This window comes from Ligilactobacillus animalis (assembly GCF_009933595.1).
GTDB classification, from domain to species: domain Bacteria; phylum Bacillota; class Bacilli; order Lactobacillales; family Lactobacillaceae; genus Ligilactobacillus; species Ligilactobacillus animalis.
The window spans coordinates 156,954-175,547 of the sequence record NZ_CP047141.1 but is presented as its reverse complement, the minus strand read 5'-3'; the positions used below and the strand labels follow the sequence as shown (position 1 = coordinate 175,547).

Genomic DNA, 18,594 nt, shown 5'->3' with positions numbered 1-18,594 from the left:
AAATACACAACACATAAAATTATACTGATAATAACCATAAAAACAAGAAATATTTTACATGCAAAATATATAAAAAAATAACCTAAAAGTTGCATCCAACTTTTAGGTTATTTTTCTTAACTTTAAATTAAAGTTGTTTTTCCAGTTGTAATGATCTCATCCAACTTCTTCAAAACGTTTTCGCCTACGACCTTACCATTTTTGTCAGTAGTATATTCGACGTTATTGACTGTTACTTTACCATTCTTCAACTTACGCCCATTAACATCATAGTAATAAATATCACCATTAGCTAATTGAACAAAGCCATCACGTAAAGAAATACCATTATTCAAGAAATAGTAATCTGCTACTTGAGCATCACTATCGATCGTCAAAGCAGTATTGGTTACCATATTTCCATCGTTGTCGAAGTAATACCAGTTATTTTTACCATCTTTAACAAAGGCATTCTTCATAATTTCGCCTTCACTGTTATAATAGTTAACTTTTCCAGCATCATTTTTCCAGAAACCATTCTTAGTGATCTTACCACGTAATTGACTAGGCAAGAATACTTCACTTGTTTCAGCTACCCTAAAGTAAGTAGCACCATCACGTAATACAAATTCTGCACCGCGATGCAAGATATTAGTCCCATTTAGATACTTAGCTGACCATTCAGTGATCTTTTCACTAGGATCGATAGTTACCCCGGTTGAAGGTTGCTTTGTCTTAAATAGTTCTGGATACTTTTGTTTTAATTCTTCAAGATAGCGACCGCCATATTCTTTTTGGTATTGTCCACCACCAATAGTATTAACAACATATAAAGTATTATCGATTTGAGTACCGTCAACTTTATTCCCAAATTCATCAGATCGTACGACCGATACAACTTCCTTACCAGGTAAGCTATAGATCTGATCTGGGACCCAGTCAGCGATCACTTGGATCCCACCAGCGTGTAGAGCTTTTAATACATTGACTAGATCTTGATAAGAACCGTACTTATTATTCTTACTCATTGCAAGATCATAACGATCAGTGAAGGCATAACCATTATCAATGATCGAATCCAAGAATGAGCCGTCATGACTAGATACATATTGCGGTGCTAACTGGAAGCTAGTAACTCCCCAACTATTGAACAGGTCAACATTTTGAGCAATAATAGCATTCGCATTCTCACTTGCATTTTCTGGGAAGGCTTGGAAGTTTGAGAAACCTTCATAAATCAGATTTGAGTCAAGCGCTGCATTAGAATGGAATACTGAACCATCCGTTGTCGTCTTAGTTGATGCTGCTGTCCGTGCATCTTGAGTTGCACTGGCACCGACAGGGACCCACATAGCCAAATAGCCAGACACATACGGATTCATGACACCTTTAATTGCAGTATTAGCCTGAACTTTACCATTTGTAACAACATCTTTATTTGTAAAGATCAAATCACCATCATTATTAGTATAAACAACTGGCGCATTTGCATCAGATGTATAGTTGATCAAACCATTTGCAGAAGATAACATTACCGCACGATATGCTTGATTTTTGTGTGCAGCTCCCATGTGTAGAACAACTTTTTCACCATCATTTAGTTTAAGGCTGTTATTGTTACTAATGATCAACCCCATACCTTGAGTCCGAGTTTCACTTGTTCCCTTATCAGTTACATTTAAGGCACCTTTACCAAAACGAACACTAGTTAAAATATCATGGCCGTCTACATCTAATGTTTGACCACCAGCAACATACTTAGTACGCGTCTTCAATAGGTTATCGATCGCATCAAAGTAGATCGATTTTTCTGCCATATATTTACCAGCATCAGAATAAAGATCACCATAGTACACACGTGGAATAGTATCTTTATTTGTCAAAAGAATAGCGTAAGAACTTGGAATATTGTAGCGATTATACTTCTTATTGGTCAACTTTTGATCAGCCATATAATCTTTTAGACCTTGTTGTAACTCTTCATTTGTATATACGCCCCATGGTTTCCCAGTTGTATCTTGGATCAACTGCAAGATATCTTCTTGGACCGATGCATCATGTGCACGAACAAATGAATAGTTAGGGATAGCCGTGTTCTCAGTATTATCTTTTGAACGATCCACTAAATACCATTCTTTGAAACGTTGCATTCTATCAACTTTATCTGGTGCTTGACCTAGAGAAAACTTAAGTTGTTGCACGATGTAATCATCCATTGTTAACTGTGGATTACCAATAGAATTTACATACTCAGGATCCTTATCATTCCAGTCTTCTAAAATGGAGATATGTTTATTAGCTGTTGCATCATTTTGCCCCACTTTATAGGCAGCCTTGAAGTAATCACCAGCGATACTCAATAAACTTGCATCAACATTATCTACCGCATCAATACGGATCCCATCAAAGTTAGCGCTAGGGTCATTGGCCGTGATCGTACCAAAATTCATCAAGAAGTGTAACCAGTTCAATTGTTCTGCTTGAACGACTGGATTAGAGTTATCGATATCATTAGCTAACAAGAACTCTGCCCCAACATTATTTTGTGTCAACATTGTTGGTTGATATCCTAACTTACGCCATTCAGAGTTAGCATATGGTGTTAGTTCACTATTAACATATTTCAAGAATCCACCCTGGAATTTTTGCAAACCTTCAGTACTTACCCCTTCACTTTGCTCATTCCAGATATCTTGTGTCTTGATAAAATCAGTGATCAGATCTCTTAGCCATGTTGTATCGTTTTCTTTAGTAATTTTACGTTCGATATTTCTTTGAGCTTCTTGAGCCGCAAAATCCATATAGTTAGGATCACTTTCAGCATTATATGTGCCTGAGTTATTGATAAAGCCCTTATCTTTCATATAGTTTAGATAATTAGCCTTGATCTGCTCATTTGGCCACCACGTCATCAAGAGAGGGCGTAGATCAGTTTCTGTCGTAGCTGTCCAAGTACTACCATCTTTCAAGATAGATTTTGGACGATACCAGCTATCAGCTGTTAAAAAGCCATTGATATTTTCAAAGCTATTACCATCAAATGAATACGCTGCATTATTAGTGATAAACTCTACATTACCGCTAACGACACCTTTTTTATATTGGTCTTCTAGGGTATTTGTCCCCTTACCAGTCTTGGCATCGAAGTACATCCATTTATTATCAGCACCAAGAACTACCAAATTCTTTTTGATATTCCCTGATCTCTTATCAACAAAGTAGTTATTGCCCTTGATATTTTGGACCCCTGTCAATAAAGCACCTGTTTTTTCGTCAAATAACAAGTCAACACCATTAACGTTTTGGAGGCCTCGTTGCATACTACCATTAGCACGACTAAATAGGTACCAGTTACCATCAATATTTTGATAGCCATAAACCATAGCTGCTGTTTTAGGATCATAGTAGACAACTTTATCTTGACCATATGCTTTAAGGTCTTGGAAACCAGTTTGGATAGTTCCAGAATTATTAAATAGATACCAGTTATTTCCAACCTTCACTTGTCCCTTAGCTTCTAAAGCACCATTGAAAGTGTTGAAATTATGATCTACTCCATTGATATTTTGTTTACCGTAAAGCATCCAACCATCTTGATTATAGTAAACTAATTTATTCTCTTCTGGAATATATTGAATGCCACGTTGCATTGCACCATCTTTATCAAATAGATACCAATGATCATTGATCTTCTTTTGCCCCGTAGTCATTGCACCATTGAACGTATCAAAGTAACGAGTTGCATTATTTACCCATTGCCAGCCATAGAGCATCCAACCATCTTGGTTATAATAAACCGTCTTATTATCCCCGTAGTTTTTGAGATTTTGGAAGCCACGTTGCATTGCACCGTTATTGTCAAATAAATACCAATGTCCAGTAATAAGTTTTTGTCCGGTAGCCATTGCGCCATTGAAGGTATCAAAGTAACGAGTTGCATTGTCTACCCATTGCCAGCCATATTGCATTTGACCATTTGGAGCATAATAGACTGTCTTATTTTGTTCCGGGATCTTAACGAAGCCGGTCTTCATTGCACCATTAAAGGTGTCAAAATTATACCATTTATTATCGATCTTTTGTTGACCATAAAGCATCCAGCCATCTTGGTTATAGTAAACTGTCTTATCGTCACCGTAAGCTTTTAAGTTTTGGAAACCACGTTGCATTGCACCAGTAGTTTTATCAAATAGATACCAATGTCCATTGATATTTTGTTGGCCATGGACCATTTGTGCAGTTTTGGTACTGTAATAGACTGTCTTTCCTTGGTCATTGATCCATTGCCATCCATCTACTACTTGTCCAGCATTATTGAATAAGTACCAATTATCAGCGATCTTCGTTTGGCCTTTACCCTTAATAGCACCGTTAAAAGTATCAGCTTGGTATTTTTGCCCATCGATCTCAACTGTACCATACTGCATTTGACCTTGCTCATTGTAGTAGGCTAGTTTCTTTTGATCACGAATATATTGCAGACCAGTTTGCATTGCACCATTGAAGGTATCAAATAAATACCAATTTCCATTGATATTTTGTTGGCCGTAGACCATTTGCTTGCTATCTGGATTATAATAAACCGTCTTATTTTGGTCTTTTATCTCTTGGAAACCAGTTAAATAATTTCCTTGTTCATCTTTTAGGTACCAATTTCCATTTACATTTTCTTGTGTATATTTATTTTCCTTTTCAGCGGTGTTAACTTGTGCTGTGCTGTCTACAGCATTTTTATCCGCAACTGTTGTTGTATTCTGTTCGGAAGATTCCACATTTTTAACAGTTGTATCCTTATTTGTCTCAGCTGTTGTTACTTCTTTTTCAACATTAGTTGTTTTTTCTTCACTAGAAGCCATATCTGCATCTTGTGTAGTAAGTTGCGCTTCAGTTGCTTTCGCTTCATTAGAAACATCTGTTGTAGTATCAGTTGATTCGTCAGTATTTAACGTTTGTTCTGTTTGGGTCTCATTGCTACTACTCGTCTCATCTGCTAAAGCACTAGTCGTACTAGCAAATCCAAAAATTCCCACTGCAATTGCTGCAAATACCCAATGTTTACCAGCTTTATACATCTTGTAGTGTAATTTTTTCTCAAACATTTTTATTCATATACTCCTATTCTTCTTTTAATAACGCGCCATTAAAGGTATCAAAGTAATAACGTTTACCATTGATCGTTTGCCAACCATAGAGCATCCAACCATCATAGTTATAGTAAACTGTTTTTTCTTTCCCATTTTCCATTACTTTTTGGAAACCACGTTGCATTTGACCTTTGTCGTTGAACAAATACCAATGTCCATTGATGTAACGTTCGCCAGTCATCATTGCGCCATTGAATGTATCAAAATAGTATGGAACATCATTGATACCCTGCCAACCGTAGAGCATCCAGCCATCATAGTTGTAGTAAACAGTCTTCTCTTTGCCATTTTCCATTACTTTTTGGAAGCCACGTTGCATTTGACCTTTATCATTGAACAAATACCAATGTCCATTGAGATAACGTTCGCCAGTCATCATTGCACCAGTTGATTTATCAAAATAATATGGAACATTATCGATCCCTTGCCAACCATAAAGGCGCCAACCATCATAGTTATAGTAAACGGTCTTTTCTTTGCCATTTTCCATTACCTTTTGGAAACCACGTTGCATTTGACCTTTATCATTGAACAAATACCAGTGACCGTTAATGTAGCGCTCACCAGTCATCATTGCACCATTGAACGTATCAAAATAATATGGAACATTATCGATCCCTTGCCAGCCATACAACATCCAGCCATCTTGGTTGTAGTAGACTGTCTTATCATCGCCGTAAGCTTTGAGATTTTGGAAGCCACGTTGCATTGCGCCACTATTGTCAAATAAGTACCAGTGACCATTGATCTTTTGCTGACCAGTGACCATTGCACCATTGAATGTATCAAAATAACGTGTGGCATTATTTACCCATTGCCAGCCATACTGCATTCGACCATTATTTGCATAATAAACTGTTTTATTTTGCTCTGGGATCTGTACAAGTCCCGTCTTCATCGCACCATCAACAACATCAAAATTATACCAGTACCCATCGATCTTTTGTTGACCATATTGCATCTGACCGTTATTGGCGTAATAAACTGTCTTATCTTGACCATATTGCATCTGACCGTTATTGGCGTAATAAACTGTCTTATCTTGACCATATGGACTTAAGCTTTGGAAGCCATATTGCATAGCACCTGTAACTTGATCAAATAAATACCATTTACCATCGATCTTTTGTTGGCCATATTGCATTTGACCTGCATCATTATAGTAAACTACCTTATTTTGATCAGTTATTGGTTGGATACCAGTTAAATATTGACCCGTTTTTTGATCAACTAAATACCAATGTCCGTCTTTAAAAACTTGTTGGGTGACAGGTTTTTCAGCTGTATCTGATTTTGAGAACAAACCATTGAAGTCGATCGAAAGGTCTAAAGCCCCCATATTCTCTCGTCCTGGTAAGTAAGCAGTTGATGAAAATTGCCAAGCACCATATCCTAAGTTCCGCCATTCCTGTTCATAATAACCATTATTAGTTGGTACAAATGGATATTGTGACCACCAAGTCTTTGCTCGACCAACAGTTGCGATCGCAGCTTCATAATATGGATAGCCTCCACCGGTATAAACACCACGGTTATTGAATCCAGCTGCTGTTAAAGCATTCCAAAAGCTATTCAAATTACCACGCACGTCATTACTATAAGTACTATGGTCTTCCATATCAGCAAAGACCAATGTATCTTGACCTAAACCTAGATTTTCCATCGTATTTACTACATGTTGTCCTTCAGCATAACCTGTAGCAGCATCATTAAATCTCGCATAATGGTAGATAGACACTGTTAAGCCTGCATTCTTAGCATAATTTATTTGCTTAGTAGCTGCAGGATTTACATAGCTTTGGCCTTCAGTTAGTTTAACAACAACAGCTTTGATACCTAATTGCTTTAATTTATTGAAATCATCTTGATTTAGCCAAGATTGGTATGAGGCCACATCAATGGCATCCCCACGAGTATATTGTCTATCTCCTATGTATATAGCATCTGGTGTTTGCATTTTAGTTGCAACTTTATTAACTTGAAGTTGTTGTGCTTGTGCATTTTCAGCCACATTTTCATTGGCTTGTTTCTCATCAGTTGTCAATTGCAATTCTTGAGTAGCATTGGTATCATCGACTACATCTTCTGTCGACAACTCATCTTTATTCTGTGCCTGATCAGTAGCATTGGTATTATCTTCTTGAGCTGTATCATTCAAATCAACTTTTGCTTGATCACTTGTGCTGGAACTTTCATTTTGCACATCTTTTTGTTCAGAGACTTGTTGGTCTAGTTGAACAGTTGTCTGATCATTTTGTTCATTTGATACGTTACTACTATCCTTATCAGTGACTACTTGTTGTGTATTTTGTGCTTCAACGCTTACCTGATCAGCTTTAACGTTCTGTGTTGCATACATCCCACTCGAGATCGCCATCATTGTCACGCCAGAAGCTAGCCAAATTTTACGCTTATTCTTACGATAGCTGGCTAAAACCTTCTTCTTGCGCCTGTAATCCATTTCTGTCACCCTTTCAGAAAATCAAAATCCTTTAATAAAAATAAACACTTTTAACAATTCTTTATTATATCAGTAAGATATTGAATTTTACATATCAAAGTTTGCATTTTTCATAATTTCTACCTATACTAATACATTGGTGGTTCGCAACCATCCCACCGTAATAAAAAACTAGGAGAGACATTTTATGACAAAAACACATACTCGGACCGTCCAGCTGGCTAAGGCTGGGATGGTCGCAGCTTTATATGTTGCCTTTACTTTGATCAACCCATTGAGCTTTGGAGCTGTCCAACTGCGCTTTTCAGAATTGTTCAATAATTTGAGCATTTTTAATAAGCGTTATATCTGGGCGGTAACTTTAGGCTGTGCGATAGCCAACCTTCAATCGCCCCTAGGGATCATCGATGTGATCTTTGGTACTTTAGGGACTTTGGTGATGACTTCGCTTAGCTACTGGGCGACACGCAACATCAGATCGGTACCACTTAAGTTGACCATTTGTGTCATTATATGCACACTGATGTCTTGGAGCGTAGCCTTAGAGTTACACTATGTAAGTGACTTACCATTTTGGGCAACTTATCTTTCTGTCGGGATCGGCGAATTTATTTCGATGACTCTCGGTGCAGTTTTAGTCTATTTCTTAAGTAAAGCAATTGATCTAACAGAATAACGAGGTATTTTAAGATGACATTTGAAGAAGTTTTACCGGCTTTAAAAGCGGGCCGAAAAGCCGTCCGAACTGTAGGTTGGGGCGGAAGTGAAGAATATATCTTTGTCGTTAAAGATGACACTTTAAACGGTGAAAAGATCAACCCTTATCTCATGATCAAAACTAAAGAGGAACCCTCACTTTCACAATTCATGCCAACTTCATGCGATGTTTTAGCAACTGACTGGGAATTGGTGGACTAATGACAAATTATTCTCAATTAGATGGGCAAGTCGTCGTCGGAACTGGCGTAGCTTCGGGGATCGGCTTAGCTCAAGTCCGTGCCTTTCTAGCACAAGGTGTGACCTTTTTTGGGACCGATCTAGTTGAAAACGCCGAGCTCATTGCCCTCAAGCAAGCTTATCCGGCTAACTTTTACTTTTATCCCTGTGATGTGCGTAGAAGTTCTGATATCAAACAGCTAGTGGCATTTATCCTAGAACATACCACGCAAGTAGATATCTTACTCAATACAGCTGGGATCTTAGATGCTTATACACCTAGTTTAGAAACGACCGAAGAGCTCTGGGATGACATCTTTGATACAAATCTAAAGAGTATCTTTTTATTGACCAACGCACTCTTACCGACCATGTTAGCTCAAAAACATGGCGTGATCGTCAATATGGCTTCGATCGCTGGGTTGATCGCTGGTGGCGGCGGGGCAGCTTACACTGCCAGCAAACATGCGATCATCGGCTATACCAAACAATTATCTTTTGATTACGCCGCCAAGGGTATTCGGGTCAACTGTCTTGCTCCTGGTGCGATCAAGACCCCAATGAATCAAGCCGATTTTGCAGGCGATGCCACGATGGCCAAAGAAGTCGCCCAAAACACGCCCGCTAAACGTTGGGCTGATCCCAGTGAAGTGGCTGAACTGAGCCTCTTTTTAGCCAGTCCGGCCGCCGATTATATCCACGGTTCAGTCATGCAGATCGATGGTGGCTGGAGCGTTGGTAAATAACTTTTGAGTCCCTCGTATCAGGGACTTTTTTCTTATAAAAAACTAGCTCACAATGCAAACAAGGGCTCGCCACGATCAAGCTATCGTGGTGGACCCTCATTATTCTTAAGCATAGATCCAACTGACTAAAAGGCTCTTTTCACCCACATGCGCTCTGATCGAGGGTTTGAGCCGTGTGATCTCAAGTCTTGTTTCTGGAAGATCAACTTGAAATTTTTGTAGCCATTTATTGGCCGTTTCAGCTGAAGCTTCATCACACATCAACATGAGATCAGTCACTACTTGTCCACTACTATTGATCTGTTCGAGCACCTTATGGTATGCCTTTTTCATCCGAACACTCGTATCCAAGACTGCTAATTTACCATCATCTGTAAATTCCAGTAGCGTCTTTAAGTGTAATAAAGCATTGCCAACGACTGGAGTTCCATTTGAGACATAACCAGTTTTACGCAAATTGCGAATATCATCGATCACGATGGTCTGCGTCTTATCACGCATCACACTTAACTCGGCTAAAATCTGGGTGACATTTTCACCGGCTTTGACTAGTTTGGCCGCGTGACGCACTAATTTTGCCTGCGCCAAGCCTGTTGTATGTGAATCAAACAGGTGCACATTCAAAGCGCGCACTTCCGCTTTAGCGTATGCTCGTAAATTTTCATCTAAAGCATTGATCCCGTTAGCTAAATAGATGCAGATCACATCCGTATAGCCGGCATCAGCTAAGATTTGCATCTGTTGAGCGAGCGTTTCCCGCGAGACTGAAGCAATATTTAGTGTTTCTTTGGAGTCATTCACGAGGTCAAAAAGCTCGCCATCACGGAGATCTTGACCTTCATAGTATACTTTTTGTCCCAAAAGTAACGGTAAAGCTAATATTTTTACATCTAAATTCGCGGCAGCATCAGCATCGATCACAGCTGAGCTATCCGTTAAAATCGCTATTTTCATTTTATTAAGACACCTATTGTAAAAAGTAATTACTATTATTCTATCACAAAAGAGGCTACAAGTTTTTGTAGCCTCTTTGATCTAACTATATTGTTCAAGTTTACTGGTCAAATATTGACGCATATCCGCCAAATGTTTGTAACCAGTCAATTTTTCTTTGGCAACTCCATCGACGAATAATAGCATCGTTGGAATACTCATCACATTATTAGCCACCGCTAGATCTTGGTCTTGTTGGACGTCGACTTTGACAAATTTGATCTGCTCACCAAATTCTTGCTCCAAAGTCTTTAATGCCGGCTCAAGTAACTTACAAGGCCCACACCAGTCAGCATAAAAATCAACTAAGACCAAACCGTTGGCTGTTTTTTGTGCAAATGTCTCTGCGTTCAAATCATCACCCCAAATATCTAATTATAACTCGATCCCACGCAAGACGACTTGGATATCATGGCCTAATTTAGGGTCATACACCGAAGTCACCATTCCTTGTTCAAACCCCTGTGCATTCAAAAAGGCTTGCGCATTTACATCTGACAAGGCTGATGAAGTCATTAATTCTTTGTAGCCTTCACGCTTCAACGCGGATCTGAGTGCCGTCAAAACTTTAGTGGCATAGTGCTGACGCAACTTTGTCTTTTCGGTCATCACTAGCCCTAACCAAGCGCAGTTAGCTTGCGGATGATCTAAGACCAGATCTACCAGTACCACTAACTCGTCTTGAGCATAAAAACCTAGATAAAACTTTTGCTCTGGTAAAGCTTTTGGCGGCAATGTTTCTAATTCAGCTAAAATATCTGCTTTAGTTACTGGACTTGTTTGATAATGCTGATGATATTCTGAATGTTTAGCCTGTAAAGCTAAGATCTCATCTACATCAGCTGAGGTCAATCGTTTGACTGTGTACGGCAATAAAAAATTTAACCGCTGCAATAACATGAAACTTCCTCTTAATTTCTAACTTTATGAACGACCAAAGTCACTACGACCGAGGCCAAGACTACGATCCCAAAGGCCGCAGCCGGGATCTCGATATCGATCATCGGGATCGTTAAGAATAACTTGATCGCGATCAGACCGATCAAAAAGTATGCCATCACTTCAAGCTCTGGCACGATATCGATCAGACGCATGATAACTTCCGCGATCCCCCGCATACATAAGATCCCGATCAAGCCACCGATCAAGACGATGACTGGATTAGGTGAGATCGCCAACGAAGCTAAGATCGAGTCGATCGAAAAGACGATATCCATCAATTCGATCGAGATCACGACGGACCAAAACAACGGCAAGATCGGTTTGCGTTTTTTACCTTTTTTCCGCTTAGCACGCTCAGGATACTTCATCCGATAAAAGTGGTTGAGTGACAGATACATCAGGTAACCTGCACCCAATACTTTGATCTCCCAGAAGTGGATCAGATAAGAGCCGACCCCGATCAAGGCAAAGCGGAAGATATAGGCGCCCCAAAGACCATAGAAAAGTGATTTTTCTTGTTGCTTTTTATCGGGCAACTTTTGGGTCTGGGCAGCTAACACGATCGCATTATCGACGGACAATAGACATTCGATCAAAACTAAGGAGAAAATGATCATCCAGTCTTCACCGGATTCGATCACCGTCTTCCAGTTGTTTACATCAAAAAAAGGACCATATAATTTAGTTAAGATATCCACTTTTTCTCTTCGCTTTCTCTATTAATTTATTCTCCGTCTTTTATCCTAGCACACTGCGAAAAATTTTGTAAAATCAATTAACTTCTATGCTAACTTTTTTTGCCATTTCAACCCAATACCAGAGATCCCACTCAAGATCGAAAATACTGGACACAATAAACTAAAGAAGGTAAATGGTAAGAAAGCTAAAACTGAGACGCCTAATGTCGAAGCTGCAAATGAACCAGCTACGCCCCATGGGACCAAGTAGTTGATGACGCTCCCACCGTCTTCTAAGACCCGACTCAAGCTCAACGGATCGAGTTTCAAACGTTCAAACGCACCCTTAAACGCACGGCCTGGTAAGATCACAGAGAGGTATTGTTCTCCAACAAATAAGTTGATTGCGATCCCAGAACAGATCGTCACGGTAACTAATTTGCCCGGTGTATTTAATTTCTTAGCTAATGGATCCATCGCAGCGGCGACGATCCCAAATTTCATCAAAAGTCCACCTAAAGCCAATGTCATGATGATCAAGGAAACTGTCCCCATCATGTTGGAGATCCCACCACGAGTCAATAGGGCGTTTACGTCGGCATTTTTGGTTTGGGCCACAAAACCGGTCTCTACCAAGCTAGCTAATTGTTTGATCGTAAAATGCGGATCATTGATAAAGATCATCACCGTTGAAACAAAAATGTTGATAAACAAGGTCGGGATCGCAGGGATCTTGCACCAAGCACAGACAAACATCAAGATGATCGGTAAACTAGCCCACCAATTGATCGTAAAATGTTGATTTAAAATATTGATCGTTTCATTGACCCGGGTCATATCTGGTGCTTTGCTGGCATGTCCGAGTGCTAAAAAGCCAACTAAAGAGATCAAAAATGCGGGGATCGTTGTCCACATCATATTTTTAATGTGGGCAAAAAGTTCAGACCCAGCCACGGCTGAAGCTAAGTTGGTCGAATCAGACAACGGAGACATCTTATCGCCAAAGATCGCACCTGATAAGATCGCACCCGCTACTAAAGCTGGATTCAAGCCCATCGTCATCCCCATGCCTAAGATCGCGATCCCGACCGTTGAGATCGTGGTAAAACCACTCCCGATCGATAACCCGACCAACGAACAAACGATAAAGGCCGATGGTACAAAAAATTTAACACTCAAGCTATTAAAGCCAAAGACCATCAAGGCTGGAATGATGCCCGCCTTGATCCAAACTGCGATCAAAGTCCCGATCAACAAGAAGATAAAGATCGGAATGATCGCCGTCGTGATACCTTCCGTGATCCCATCATGTACTTCATCCCAAGTTGCTTTTTTGACCTTAGCCCATGCGATAAGCAAAGCGACCACAAATAAAACGGGCAATTGAGGCGAGAGACCAAATCCGATGACCCCTGTCCCTAAAATAGCTAACATCAAAACTAAAATAATAATTGCTTCTCCAAAATTTATCTTTTTCATCCTAATTATTCCCCCGAATCTGAAATTATCTTCGTTACCTTAAGTTCCTCTCGTTATGTAAATAGCGCAAAAGTCCACCGCATTTGTGCATAAATTTCCCTCCTAAATTCTTGACTGACCACAAAAAAAGTCGCCCCTTTAACTAAAAAAAGGGACGACTTAAATAAACCGTGGTACCACCCAGCTTAAGCAAGTAATAAAACTCACTTCACTTTCACCGGTGCGATAACGGTCCGGTCTGCCGTTCAGAATCACGTCGTCTATATTTGGTACCTACCACCCTGACTGGCTCGCATCAACCGCCAGCTTTCTGACTCCCAGATGATAGGACTACTTCTACGACTTCTGTTGCTATTCATAATACAAACATATTAGAGCAATGTCAACTAATTTTTATAATAATTTAATTAAGTTATTGCCATAAGCGCTTCTGACCTCGTCTAAGACCACAAAAGCGGTCGGATCGATCCGGGCGATCTTATCCATAACTTTGACTTGCAACTTAGCTTCACAAACACAATAGATGATCTTTTTAGGCTGCCCACTGACATAGCCATGCCCATCCAGTAATGTGATCCCTGTTTAGTTGAGATTTGATAACGCCTGGGCGATCGTTTCACTCTTATCTGAAATGATCGTAAAAGCCCGTTTCGCAATAAATGCTTCTAACATTTTATTTAAAACTACTGCTGAAATGTATAATTCGATGATCGTCAGGAGCATATTTTCAAAACCGATCAAGACAAATGACGGGACCGCCACCAGCAGATCAAAACCGAGCATCGCCGAACCGGTCTTGATCCCAAAGTATTTGTTCATGATCTTAGCCAAGATCGTACTGCCCGCCGTGGTGCCTTCACCTTTCATGATGATACCCATTGCGATCCCCATCAAAACACCACCAATGATCGCTGCCACCAGTGGATCATGGAGCTTGAACTGGATCTGACTGGTGAGTTTGAGCCAAAACGAGATACTAGCGATCGCCACGATCGTGTATAACACTGTCTGTTTACTCAGCATCTTCCAACCCACAAATAATAAGATCCCATTTAAGATCAAGTTCGTCAGTGCTGGCGGAAATCCGATCCAGTAATAAAAGATCGTCATCAGCCCCGTCACGCCACCTTCACCTAATTTGCTTGGGATCAAAAAGGAATTGATCGCTAACGCATAGACGAGCGCGCCAATAAAATTTAAAGCAATATTTTTTACAATAGTTCTATTTATGTTCACTGTGATCCCACCCTAAATCTAAGCTGATCTCTTCAGTCGTTTGCTTTGTAGCAATTGGCTGATTCAAATAACCTTTGATCAAGGCATAGATCTCACCACGTGTCTTCGCTGTCAGCTTCTGTTGTTGAAATGATAATTGCGCATTGGAAGCAAATAATTCATTGAGATCATAATTGTCGTACGAACGCCCACTTAAATAATCTAGTGACACCTGGAAATATTCTGCTAACTGCAAAACTTCCAGATAAGATGGTGTGGTCGTGCCTCGCTCCCATTTTCCGATCTGTGAGATCGTTTTGTTGCGTTTGCTATATGAGACCTCCATTTGGTTCAGTGCTTGTGCTAATTCACTTAACGATAGCCCCGCCCCTAGTCTTAAGGCCCGTAGTCTTTCTGGAAACATCTGATCACCCACTTTTGTTTAGTTACCTTAATTTTAACATTAATTTGAGCTTATCGGGGAAAGGGGAACAGATCTATCGTTATCTTTTTTAACAAAAATAACTTATTTTAAGTAATTAGGCTTTTACTATTGCTTATTTTGCCAGAACCACGTACAATTAAGTGGTCTTGACTTACTAAAAGTACATTAATTTTAAAGGTGGTGGATAAAATGTGGCACACAGTTTGGTCATCATTGCCGGAACTGATCAGCGCGGGGATCAAATATACGATCCCGCTCGCAGTCATCTCGTTTGCCCTAGGGCTCGTGTTGGCTTTGATCACGGCTTTGATCCGTATTTCACAGACTAAAGGTCCATTTTTGATTATCAAAGCAATTTTTAGATTCTATGTGTGGCTTTTCCGTAGCACTCCTTTGATCGTTCAATTATTTATCGTCTACTTCGGACTTCCATATTTGACGATCAAAGGCGTCTTTCCTGACGGGATCAAGCTCGAACCATTTACGGCAGGTATTATCGTCTTTACGTTAAATACTGGCGCTTATGCCTCCGAAACGATCCGAGCAGCCATCGAATCGATTCCTAAGGGGCAATGGGAGGCAGCCCAAGCGATCGGGATGACACGCTTCCAGACGCTCTTTAGGATCATCATTCCGCAAGCAGCGCGCGTCTCGTTACCGCCGCTGTCAAATAGTTTTATCGGCTTAGTCAAAGACACTTCACTAGCTTCGACGATCACGATCGTTGAAATGTTTGAAGTCAGTCAACAGATCGCAGCCGAAAACTACCAACCTTTAGTAATGTACTGTACGGTGGCCGCTCTATACGCGATTTTATGTACGATATTATCGTTTGTTCAAAGTTGGCTTGAAAAGGTGACGACCCGTTACCTCAAGCCCCAAGTATAGGGAGGCATAATTATGTTGAGACTTAAAAATGTAACTAAAACTTTTGGCACACAAACTGCGCTCAAAGATATCACAACTGCATTTAACGACCACGAAACAACGGTCTTAGTGGGTCCCTCTGGCTCGGGTAAATCGACACTCTTACGTTCGTTGAACTTACTTGAACGCCCTGAGAGTGGAACCTATGATTGTGATGGGATCGAGCTTGATTTTGCCAAAAAGATCACAAAAAAAGAAACCTTAGCAGTCCGCCAAAAAACAGAAATGGTCTTTCAAGACTACAACCTCTTTCCCCATTTGACGGTCTTAAAAAACGTCATGGAAGGACCAGTTCACGTCTTAAAAGAAGATAAACAAACTGCTAAAAAACGCGCCTTGGAACTATTGGATAAAGTCGGACTCAAACAAAAAGCCGATGCCTATCCTAACCAACTCTCAGGTGGTCAAGCTCAACGCGTTGCGATCGCCCGTTCACTGGCGATGCGCCCGCGTTACATTCTCTTAGACGAGCCAACTAGCGCGCTTGATCCTGAGTTGGAACTTGAAGTTTTAAAAGTGCTCTTAGAATTAGCGAACGAAAAACAATCACTGATCATCGTGACTCATAACTTGGAATTTGCGCGTCATGTTGCCGATAAGATCCTCTTTATCGAAGACGGACAGATCAATTTCTCAGGGTCAAAAGATGATTTCTTCAACTCAAATGATTTACGGATCAAAGAATTCATCAGTGCTATGACTTTAGATAACTTGAATTAACGAAAGGAATTTATCATGAAAAAAACATTTAAAAGCATCTTAGCTGTCGCAGGTGTCCTAGGCTTGACTTTTGCCTTGAATGCCGTAAAACCCCAAAATATTTCGGCTGCGGAAAAACTTCCAGCACAAACAACTAAAGAATTAAAGGAAAAGGGAACTTTGACCATTGGATTAGAAGGAACATTTGCCCCATATTCTTACCGTAAGGACGGTAAATTGACTGGCTTTGAAGTGGAGCTAGGTAAACAACTCGCCAAGGAAATGGGGCTCAAAGCTAAATTTGTTCCTACTAAGTGGGATGGTTTGATCGCTGGGCTTGATACAGGAAAATATGATGTTATTTTAAACAACGTAACGATCACTAAAGAGCGTAAAGAAAAATATCTCTTCTCCAAGCCTTATATCTACTCACACTTTGCTTTGATCACTAAAAAGGATTCTGATCTGACTAAGCTAAGCCAGATCAAGGGCCAAAAGATCGCAGCTGGGACTGGGACTGACAATGCGATCATCGCTAAAAAATATAAAGCGACAGTCGTTCCATCCTCTGACTTTACAACTTCACTTGACTTGGTCAAACAAGACCGCGCTAAAGGTGCGATCAACTCGATGTCTGCTTGGTATGCTTATAAAAAGGACCACTCAACTAAAGGTCTTAAAGCAACTGATGTTTCCAAAGAAGAAGATCCAGCTAAGATCGGGGCTTTGATGTCTAAGAAAGATAAATCATTACAAAAGAGCGTTGATAAGGCGCTCGATAAGCTCCGCAAAGATGGTAAATTAAAAGAAATTTCTGAAAAATATGTCGGTGGCGACATTACGAAATAATTAATTTAGTAAAGGCCCCTGTCCGTGAGATGGACAGGGCTTTTTTTATATTAGAAACGGCTCACTAAATAAATTGGACCGCTCATATTTTCCAAAAGGTAGTTTACAATAATTAGAAAAAAAGGCACTCTACGGTACCGCTGTTATAGCAAAAATAAAAAAATCCCCAGCCATCGGAACCAGCGACAAACACGGGGAAATAGAGAATATATATTGTATAAACTAACTATGTAGCCTGTTAAGTTAATTTATTTATATTTAAATGATACTATGCTAATAATGAAAACGCAATATCAAAAATTACCCTTAAAATATTTTTAACCTCTTATCTAAATTTTTTTGTTGAATATAGCAATTTTTTTAGAAGAATACAAAAAAGCCCCCAAAACTGGGAGCTGATCGTTAATATGCACTATTAGGATGGATGATCACTAAAAAGGTTAGAAAAATTATCTTAGCATCTAAAAACAAGCTTCTATTTTGAATATACTTTAGATCCAATTCGACCATTTCTGCAAATCCAACATTATTACGCTCAGTTGCTTGCCACAAACCGGTGCATCCTGGAACTACCCATAGTCGTTGCTTATCGTATTCACTATACTCTTCGACCTCACTTGGCAGCGGTGGACGAGGACCAACCAAACTCATATCACCACGTAAAACATTCAATAACTGTGGTAATTCATCTAAACTTGTTTTCCGTAAAAAACGCCCAACTGAAGTAACTCTAGGATCATTTTTCATTTTAAACATCGGACCAGTAACTTCATTTTTTTCTTTTAACTTTTCAAGCAATGTATCTGCATTCACATACATTGATCTAAATTTATATATCTTAAAACGTTTACCATCCTTTCCTACTCTTTCTTGCATATAAAAGACCGGTCCACGATCACAAGCATATATAAACAATGAAATGACCAAACCAGGAATAGCAATTACAATTAGGCCGATCAAACTAAGAATAATATCAAAAATACGTTTAAAAAACATATATGTATACTGACGCTCTATAGTCTCTTTATTAAGCACCAAATTTTTTTCTGTAGTAATACGCCTTGCCATCGTCACCTATCCTCTTTCATTTACAAAATCAAAA

Annotated in this window: 17 protein-coding genes and 1 riboswitch; of the genes, 6 read left to right on the top strand and 11 right to left on the bottom strand. The window is 39.7% G+C overall.

The features are described from left to right. Positions 1 to 122: 122 nt before the first annotated feature. A complete protein-coding gene (locus GSR62_RS00765) occupies positions 123 to 5,078 on the bottom strand; it encodes a glycoside hydrolase family 70 protein (protein WP_010690264.1) in 4,956 nt (1,651 codons plus the stop codon). Positions 5,079 to 5,094: 16 nt separating this feature from the next. Then, on the bottom strand, positions 5,095 to 7,584 hold the full coding sequence (locus GSR62_RS00760; protein WP_143452059.1) for a GH25 family lysozyme: 2,490 nt from the start codon (positions 7,582 to 7,584) through the stop codon (positions 5,095 to 5,097). Positions 7,585 to 7,717: 133 nt separating this feature from the next. Beyond that, a riboswitch (PreQ1 riboswitch) is annotated at positions 7,718 to 7,765 on the top strand. Positions 7,766 to 7,771: 6 nt separating this feature from the next. Between GSR62_RS00760 and GSR62_RS00755 the strand changes: the two genes are divergently transcribed. From GSR62_RS00755 to GSR62_RS00745, 3 genes are read left to right on the top strand one after another with little or no spacing between them, the layout of a single operon-like run. Next, positions 7,772 to 8,260 (top strand): QueT transporter family protein, encoded by a 489-nt coding sequence (locus GSR62_RS00755; RefSeq protein WP_066023659.1) that lies wholly within the window; start codon positions 7,772 to 7,774, stop codon positions 8,258 to 8,260. A 14-nt stretch (positions 8,261 to 8,274) separates the two neighbouring features. Then, entirely contained in the window at positions 8,275 to 8,502 is a 228-nt protein-coding gene (locus GSR62_RS00750; RefSeq protein WP_035446813.1) for a DUF2829 domain-containing protein, read from the top strand. Continuing rightward, positions 8,502 to 9,266 carry a 3-oxoacyl-ACP reductase gene (locus tag GSR62_RS00745; protein WP_066023660.1) on the top strand — a complete coding sequence of 255 codons (765 nt, stop codon included), beginning with the start codon at positions 8,502 to 8,504 and terminating at the stop codon, positions 9,264 to 9,266. The genes GSR62_RS00750 and GSR62_RS00745 overlap by 1 nt, the downstream gene beginning before the upstream one ends. A gap of 105 nt (positions 9,267 to 9,371) precedes the next feature. On the opposite strand, the gene GSR62_RS00740 is transcribed toward GSR62_RS00745, so the two are convergent. The 8 genes from GSR62_RS00740 to GSR62_RS00710 form a co-directional block, all read right to left on the bottom strand. After that, positions 9,372 to 10,220 (bottom strand): DegV family protein, encoded by an 849-nt coding sequence (locus tag GSR62_RS00740; RefSeq protein WP_066023661.1) that lies wholly within the window; start codon positions 10,218 to 10,220, stop codon positions 9,372 to 9,374. 81 nt (positions 10,221 to 10,301) lie between these two features. Next, the gene (gene trxA, locus GSR62_RS00735) at positions 10,302 to 10,613 is read right to left on the bottom strand and encodes a thioredoxin (RefSeq protein ID WP_066023662.1); all 312 of its coding nucleotides are present in this window, start codon (positions 10,611 to 10,613) and stop codon (positions 10,302 to 10,304) included. A gap of 21 nt (positions 10,614 to 10,634) precedes the next feature. Next, positions 10,635 to 11,159 carry a GNAT family N-acetyltransferase gene (locus GSR62_RS00730; RefSeq protein ID WP_066023663.1) on the bottom strand — a complete coding sequence of 175 codons (525 nt, stop codon included), beginning with the start codon at positions 11,157 to 11,159 and terminating at the stop codon, positions 10,635 to 10,637. An 11-nt stretch (positions 11,160 to 11,170) separates the two neighbouring features. Next, on the bottom strand, positions 11,171 to 11,899 hold the full coding sequence (locus GSR62_RS00725; RefSeq protein WP_010690255.1) for a TerC family protein: 729 nt from the start codon (positions 11,897 to 11,899) through the stop codon (positions 11,171 to 11,173). An 84-nt stretch (positions 11,900 to 11,983) separates the two neighbouring features. Further along, a complete protein-coding gene (gene nhaC, locus GSR62_RS00720) occupies positions 11,984 to 13,357 on the bottom strand; it encodes a Na+/H+ antiporter NhaC (protein WP_066023664.1) in 1,374 nt (457 codons plus the stop codon). Positions 13,358 to 13,750: 393 nt separating this feature from the next. Continuing rightward, positions 13,751 to 13,882 carry a DUF2179 domain-containing protein gene (locus tag GSR62_RS09645; RefSeq protein ID WP_337692700.1) on the bottom strand — a complete coding sequence of 44 codons (132 nt, stop codon included), beginning with the start codon at positions 13,880 to 13,882 and terminating at the stop codon, positions 13,751 to 13,753. Between the two features lie 57 nt (positions 13,883 to 13,939). Next, on the bottom strand, positions 13,940 to 14,593 hold the full coding sequence (locus GSR62_RS00715) for a YitT family protein (RefSeq protein ID WP_318529202.1): 654 nt from the start codon (positions 14,591 to 14,593) through the stop codon (positions 13,940 to 13,942). Next, positions 14,580 to 14,996, bottom strand: coding sequence for a helix-turn-helix domain-containing protein (locus GSR62_RS00710; protein ID WP_035446901.1), 417 nt, complete (start codon positions 14,994 to 14,996; stop codon positions 14,580 to 14,582). Before GSR62_RS00710 ends, GSR62_RS00715 begins: the two co-directional genes overlap by 14 nt. A 210-nt stretch (positions 14,997 to 15,206) precedes the next feature. Between GSR62_RS00710 and GSR62_RS00705 the strand changes: the two genes are divergently transcribed. The 3 genes from GSR62_RS00705 to GSR62_RS00695 are packed head-to-tail and all read left to right on the top strand — an operon-like array spanning position 15,207 to position 17,492. Continuing rightward, on the top strand, positions 15,207 to 15,905 hold the full coding sequence (locus tag GSR62_RS00705; protein WP_010690249.1) for an amino acid ABC transporter permease: 699 nt from the start codon (positions 15,207 to 15,209) through the stop codon (positions 15,903 to 15,905). A 12-nt stretch (positions 15,906 to 15,917) separates the two neighbouring features. Beyond that, entirely contained in the window at positions 15,918 to 16,664 is a 747-nt protein-coding gene (locus tag GSR62_RS00700) for an amino acid ABC transporter ATP-binding protein (RefSeq protein WP_010690248.1), read from the top strand. A gap of 15 nt (positions 16,665 to 16,679) precedes the next feature. Further along, positions 16,680 to 17,492: a transporter substrate-binding domain-containing protein gene (locus GSR62_RS00695; protein ID WP_066023665.1), complete on the top strand. Its 813-nt coding sequence runs from the start codon at positions 16,680 to 16,682 to the stop codon at positions 17,490 to 17,492. A gap of 402 nt (positions 17,493 to 17,894) precedes the next feature. Here GSR62_RS00695 and GSR62_RS00690 read toward each other — a convergent pair whose 3' ends face one another. Next, complete coding sequence (locus GSR62_RS00690; RefSeq protein WP_066023666.1) at positions 17,895 to 18,560, bottom strand: sugar transferase; 666 nt, start codon at positions 18,558 to 18,560, stop codon at positions 17,895 to 17,897. Positions 18,561 to 18,594 lie beyond the last annotated feature (34 nt).

What these genes read in the sequence shown, in the direction of transcription:
- GSR62_RS00765 (WP_010690264.1), bottom strand. Translation starts at nt 5,078, where the DNA reads ATGTTTGAGAAAAAATTACACTACAAGATGTATAAAGCTGGTAAACAT.
- GSR62_RS00760 (WP_143452059.1), bottom strand. Translation starts at nt 7,584, where the DNA reads ATGGATTACAGGCGCAAGAAGAAGGTTTTAGCCAGCTATCGTAAGAAT.
- GSR62_RS00755 (WP_066023659.1), top strand. Translation starts at nt 7,772, where the DNA reads ATGACAAAAACACATACTCGGACCGTCCAGCTGGCTAAGGCTGGGATG.
- GSR62_RS00750 (WP_035446813.1), top strand. Translation starts at nt 8,275, where the DNA reads ATGACATTTGAAGAAGTTTTACCGGCTTTAAAAGCGGGCCGAAAAGCC.
- GSR62_RS00745 (WP_066023660.1), top strand. Translation starts at nt 8,502, where the DNA reads ATGACAAATTATTCTCAATTAGATGGGCAAGTCGTCGTCGGAACTGGC.
- GSR62_RS00740 (WP_066023661.1), bottom strand. Translation starts at nt 10,220, where the DNA reads ATGAAAATAGCGATTTTAACGGATAGCTCAGCTGTGATCGATGCTGAT.
- GSR62_RS00730 (WP_066023663.1), bottom strand. Translation starts at nt 11,159, where the DNA reads ATGTTATTGCAGCGGTTAAATTTTTTATTGCCGTACACAGTCAAACGA.
- nhaC (WP_066023664.1), bottom strand. Translation starts at nt 13,357, where the DNA reads ATGAAAAAGATAAATTTTGGAGAAGCAATTATTATTTTAGTTTTGATG.
- GSR62_RS00710 (WP_035446901.1), bottom strand. Translation starts at nt 14,996, where the DNA reads ATGTTTCCAGAAAGACTACGGGCCTTAAGACTAGGGGCGGGGCTATCG.
- GSR62_RS00705 (WP_010690249.1), top strand. Translation starts at nt 15,207, where the DNA reads ATGTGGCACACAGTTTGGTCATCATTGCCGGAACTGATCAGCGCGGGG.
- GSR62_RS00700 (WP_010690248.1), top strand. Translation starts at nt 15,918, where the DNA reads ATGTTGAGACTTAAAAATGTAACTAAAACTTTTGGCACACAAACTGCG.
- GSR62_RS00695 (WP_066023665.1), top strand. Translation starts at nt 16,680, where the DNA reads ATGAAAAAAACATTTAAAAGCATCTTAGCTGTCGCAGGTGTCCTAGGC.
- GSR62_RS00690 (WP_066023666.1), bottom strand. Translation starts at nt 18,560, where the DNA reads ATGGCAAGGCGTATTACTACAGAAAAAAATTTGGTGCTTAATAAAGAG.